Genomic DNA, 4,060 nt, shown 5'->3' with positions numbered 1-4,060 from the left:
GTCAGTGGCCGAGGAGGCGGGAGAAGGCGGCGGCGCGGCGGGAAGGGCGGCCGGTGCGGAGCTCCGACTCGTCGGCCGCGCGCATGACCTTGAGGCCGGCGTTTACCGCCAGCCAGCGCAACGGTTCCGGCTCCCAGCGGGGCGAGCGGTGGTTGACCCACGGCAGCCGGGTCAGCTCGGTCTGCTCACCCCGGATCAGGTCGGCCAGGGTGCGGCCGGCGAGGTTGCTGGTCCCGACGCCGTCACCGACGTAGCCGCCGGCCCAGGCCAGCCCGTCAGCCTGGTGGAACCCGACCGAGGCCGCCCAGTCCCGGGCGATCCCCAACGGCCCACCCCAGGTGTGGGTCACCGGCACGTCCGGGCCGAGCACCGGGAAAAGCTCGCCGAGCGTACGACGTAGTGCGGCGAAGACCCGGGGCTCCCGGTCGAAATCCGGCCGGACCCGCGAGCCGAAATGGTACGGCGCACCCCGCCCACCGAAGGCGAGTCGACCGTCGGCGGTGCGTTGACCGTAGATGATGACGTGCCGGTGATCGGAGAAGGTCTCCCGAGCGGCGAGACCGATCCGCTCCCAGACTGCCGCCGGCAGCGGCGCAGTGGCGATCATCAGCGAGTAGACAGGCGCGATGGACCGCCGCTGCCCCGGCAACCCCGGGGTGTACCCCTCGGTCGCCCGCACCACCACCGGCGCGCGCACCGTCCCGCCCGGGGTCACCGCCGTACCCGGACGGATCTCGGTCACCGGGGTCCGTTCATGGATGGTCACGCCCTGCCGTTCGACCACGCGGGCGAGTCCGCGTACCAGTCGGGCCGGATGCACCGCCGCGCAGTGCGGCGTGTAGGTGGCGGCGCGTACCCCCTCGGCGGCGCACCGGTCCGCGGCCTCGTCCGGACCGAGCAGGCTGAGGTCCGCCGGGCCGAAACCGAACTCCCGGGCCTCCGCCACCGCGGCCTCGGCCCGCGCCAGCTGCGGGCCGCTGCGGGCCAGCACCACAGTGCCGCCGTACGACCAGTCGCAGTCGATGCCCTCGGCGGTGACCACCCGGCCCACCTCGCGCACGGTGTCGTGCATGGCGCGTTGCATGGCGACGGCCGCGTCGCGGCCGTGCCGGCGGGCCAACCCGGTGAGCGACGTGGGCAGCAGTGCCGAACACCAGCCGCCGTTGCGTCCGGACGCGCCGAAGCCGGCCACCTGACTCTCCAGCACCACGATGCGCAGCGCCGGCTCGGCCTGCGCCAGGTAGTAGGCGGTCCACAGGCCGGTGTAGCCGGCACCGACGATCACCACGTCCGCGACGTCGTCGCCGGCCAGCGGCGGACGCGGAGTCAACGGCTCGTCCACGCTGGAGAGCCAGTACGACAGCTCCTGGTAGCGCACGGTTACTCCTAGAGGCGGGACCAGGCTTCGGTGAGTACGGCCCGCAGGATCTGCTCGATCTCGTCGAACTGCTGCTGCCCGGCGATCAGCGGCGGGGCGAGCTGCACCACCGGGTCGCCCCGGTCGTCGGCGCGGCAGTAGAGCCCGGCGGAGAAGAGCGCGGTGGAGAGGAAGCCGCGCAGCAACCGCTCGGATTCGGCCTCGTCGAAGGTTTCCCGGGTCGTCTTGTCCTTGACCAGCTCGATGCCGTAGAAGTAGCCGTCGCCGCGTACGTCACCGACGATCGGCAGGTCGTTCAGCTTCTCCAGGGTGGCGCGGAACGCCGCCTCGTTGGCGCGTACGTGCCCGACCAGGTCCTCGCGGGCGAAGACCTCCAGGTTGGCGAGGGCCACCGCGCAGGAGACCGGGTGCCCGCCGAAGGTCACCCCGTGGGCGAACATGCCGGTCTCGGTGAGGAACGGCTCCATCAGCCGGTCGCTGGCGATCATGGCGCCGAGCGGCGCGTAGCCCGAGGTGATGCCCTTGGCGGTGGTGATGATGTCCGGCTGGTAGCCGTAGCGGACCGCGCCGAAGTACTCGCCGAGCCGCCCCCACGAGCAGATCACCTCGTCGCTGACCAGCAGCACGTCGTACGCGTCGCAGATCTCCCGGACCCGCTCGAAGTAACCGGGCGGCGGCGGGAAACAGCCGCCGGAGTTCTGCACCGGCTCCAGGAAGACCGCCGCGACCGTCTCCGGGCCTTCCCGCTCGATGGCGCGGCCGATCTCCTCGGCGGCCCAGCGGCCGAACGCCACCGGATCGTCACCGTGCTCCGGAGCGCGGTAGAAGTTGGTGTTCGGCACCTTGATGCCACCCGGCACCAGCGGCTCGAAATCGGTCTTGATGCCGGGCAGCCCGGTGATGGAGAGGGCACCCATGGAGGTGCCGTGGTAGGCGATGTACCTGCTGACGACCTTGTGCTTTGTCGGCTTGCCGGTCCGCTTGAAGTAGGCCCGCGCCAGCTTCCAGGCCGTCTCGACCGCCTCGGAACCACCAGTGGTGAAGAAGACCCGGTTCAGGTCGCCGGGGGTCAGCGCCGCGATCCGCTCGGCCAGCTCGACAGCGGTCGGGTGGGCGTACGACCAGAGCGGGAAGTAGGCCAGCTCGCCGGCCTGCTTGGCGGCGGCCTCGGCCAGCTCGGTGCGGCCATGGCCGGCGTTGACGACGAAGAGCCCGGCGAGCCCGTCCAGGTAGCGCCGGCCCTGCGCATCCCAGACGTACGCACCCTCGCCGCGGACGATTGTCGGCACGTCATTGGCGGAGTAGCTCGCCATCCGGGTGAAGTGCATCCAGAGGTGGTCGGTGGCGTTGGCCATGTCAGCCCCATCGGTTCTCGGGCCGGTCAGGGGTCACCGGCCACTCTGCCCACGGTTATCCCACAGCCCGACACCGCGAGGCAAGTGCTATCGGTTGACAACCGGGTCGCTCGCAACGGATTTAGCGATTCGTTGAGCTGGCTGCAACGAATTCCGCATGCTCGTCGCCCGGTCGCGTCGGCGGATCCACTCGGCTTGCCGGGCCGGGAGCGCGACTTGCGGCAACTTGTGGCTTCCGCCGGCCCGGATGCCGCGACTTGCGGCAACTCGTGAGCTTTCGGCGGGCGGGAGACGGCCGAGTCGTTGGCCGCGAAGGTGGGCGTCGACCCGAAGACGGCGGGCCGGTGGATCTCGGACGACCGAGTGCCGCATCCGCGGACCCGGATCGCGGTCGCCACCGTTCTCGGCTGCGAGATCAAGAGACTCTGGCCGGAGCCGTTCCGCCGCCGGGACCTGCCCTGGTTCCAGGAGTGGGCGGATCTGGAGCAGCAGGCCAGCTCGATCCGGTCGTATGAGCCACTGTTGGTGCCGGGCCTGCTGCAGACCGAGGCGTACGCCCGGGCCGTGCTGGCCACCGGCGGCCTGGTGGCACCGGCGGAGGTGGCGGAGATCGTCGCCACCCGGCTGGCCCGGCAGCGGGTGCTGGAGCGCGAGATCCCGCTCCAGTTGATCGCGGTGATCGACGAGGTGGTGTTGCGCCGGCGGGTGGGCGACGACCCGGCGGTGATGGCCGCGCAGTTGACCCACCTGGCCGAAATGGGTGAGCGGGAGCAGGTGCAGATCCGGGTGATCCCGGCGGAGATCCCGTGGCACACCGGGCTGGCCGGGCCGTTCGTGCTGGCCCGGACGCCGGACGGAACCGAGGCGGCCTACCTCGACAACCAACTGCGCGGTCAGGTGGTGACCGAGCGTGCCGACGTTGCTAGCCTGAACGCGAGATGGGAGAGCGTCACAGGTGAGGCGCTGCCCCGTCGCCGGTCCATCGAGCTGATCGGGGAAGTGGCGACGACATGGAGCTGACCGACGCCTGTTGGCGCACCGCCACCCGCAGCAGCAACAACGGCGGCAACTGTGTCGAGGTGGCCGACAATCTGCCCGGCCGGGTCCTGGTGCGCGACAGCAAGGCCCCCAACGCCGGCACCCTGACCTTCACCCCGAGCGCCTGGCGCGCCTTTGTCGCCGACACCCCCCGTCGGACTGCCTGAGCCCGGCCGCCCTCAGGTGGCGGGCCGGATGCCGAACGCGGGATGCGGGATGTTGCGGGTTCCCAGCGCCTGGAGGGCCCGAGATGCCGCATGTCGCCGGGCAGGGCCGGGTCGGGCAGGGC

The 4,060-nt window shown here is 71.5% G+C and carries 4 protein-coding genes; 2 read left to right on the top strand and 2 right to left on the bottom strand.

Annotated elements, in window-relative coordinates; genetic code table 11:
- Window position 1 precedes the first annotated feature (1 nt).
- Window positions 2-1,378: an NAD(P)/FAD-dependent oxidoreductase gene (locus C1I93_RS29205; protein WP_111246481.1), complete on the bottom strand. Its 1,377-nt coding sequence runs from the start codon at window positions 1,376-1,378 to the stop codon at window positions 2-4.
- 8 nt (window positions 1,379-1,386) lie between these two features.
- Window positions 1,387-2,733: an aspartate aminotransferase family protein gene (locus C1I93_RS29200; protein WP_111246480.1), complete on the bottom strand. Its 1,347-nt coding sequence runs from the start codon at window positions 2,731-2,733 to the stop codon at window positions 1,387-1,389.
- Window positions 2,734-3,036: 303 nt separating this feature from the next.
- Between C1I93_RS29200 and C1I93_RS29195 the strand changes: the two genes are divergently transcribed.
- Window positions 3,037-3,753: a DUF5753 domain-containing protein gene (locus C1I93_RS29195; protein WP_111246479.1), complete on the top strand. Its 717-nt coding sequence runs from the start codon at window positions 3,037-3,039 to the stop codon at window positions 3,751-3,753.
- Window positions 3,744-3,938: a DUF397 domain-containing protein gene (locus C1I93_RS29190; protein WP_111246478.1), complete on the top strand. Its 195-nt coding sequence runs from the start codon at window positions 3,744-3,746 to the stop codon at window positions 3,936-3,938. The genes C1I93_RS29195 and C1I93_RS29190 overlap by 10 nt, the downstream gene beginning before the upstream one ends.
- Window positions 3,939-4,060 lie beyond the last annotated feature (122 nt).

Origin of the sequence: Micromonospora endophytica (assembly GCF_003236305.1) — a bacterium.
Taxonomy (GTDB): Bacteria; Actinomycetota; Actinomycetes; order Mycobacteriales; family Micromonosporaceae; genus Micromonospora; species Micromonospora endophytica.
Note: the sequence above shows the minus strand (reverse complement) of the source record. Positions and strands in the feature narration are given on the sequence as shown.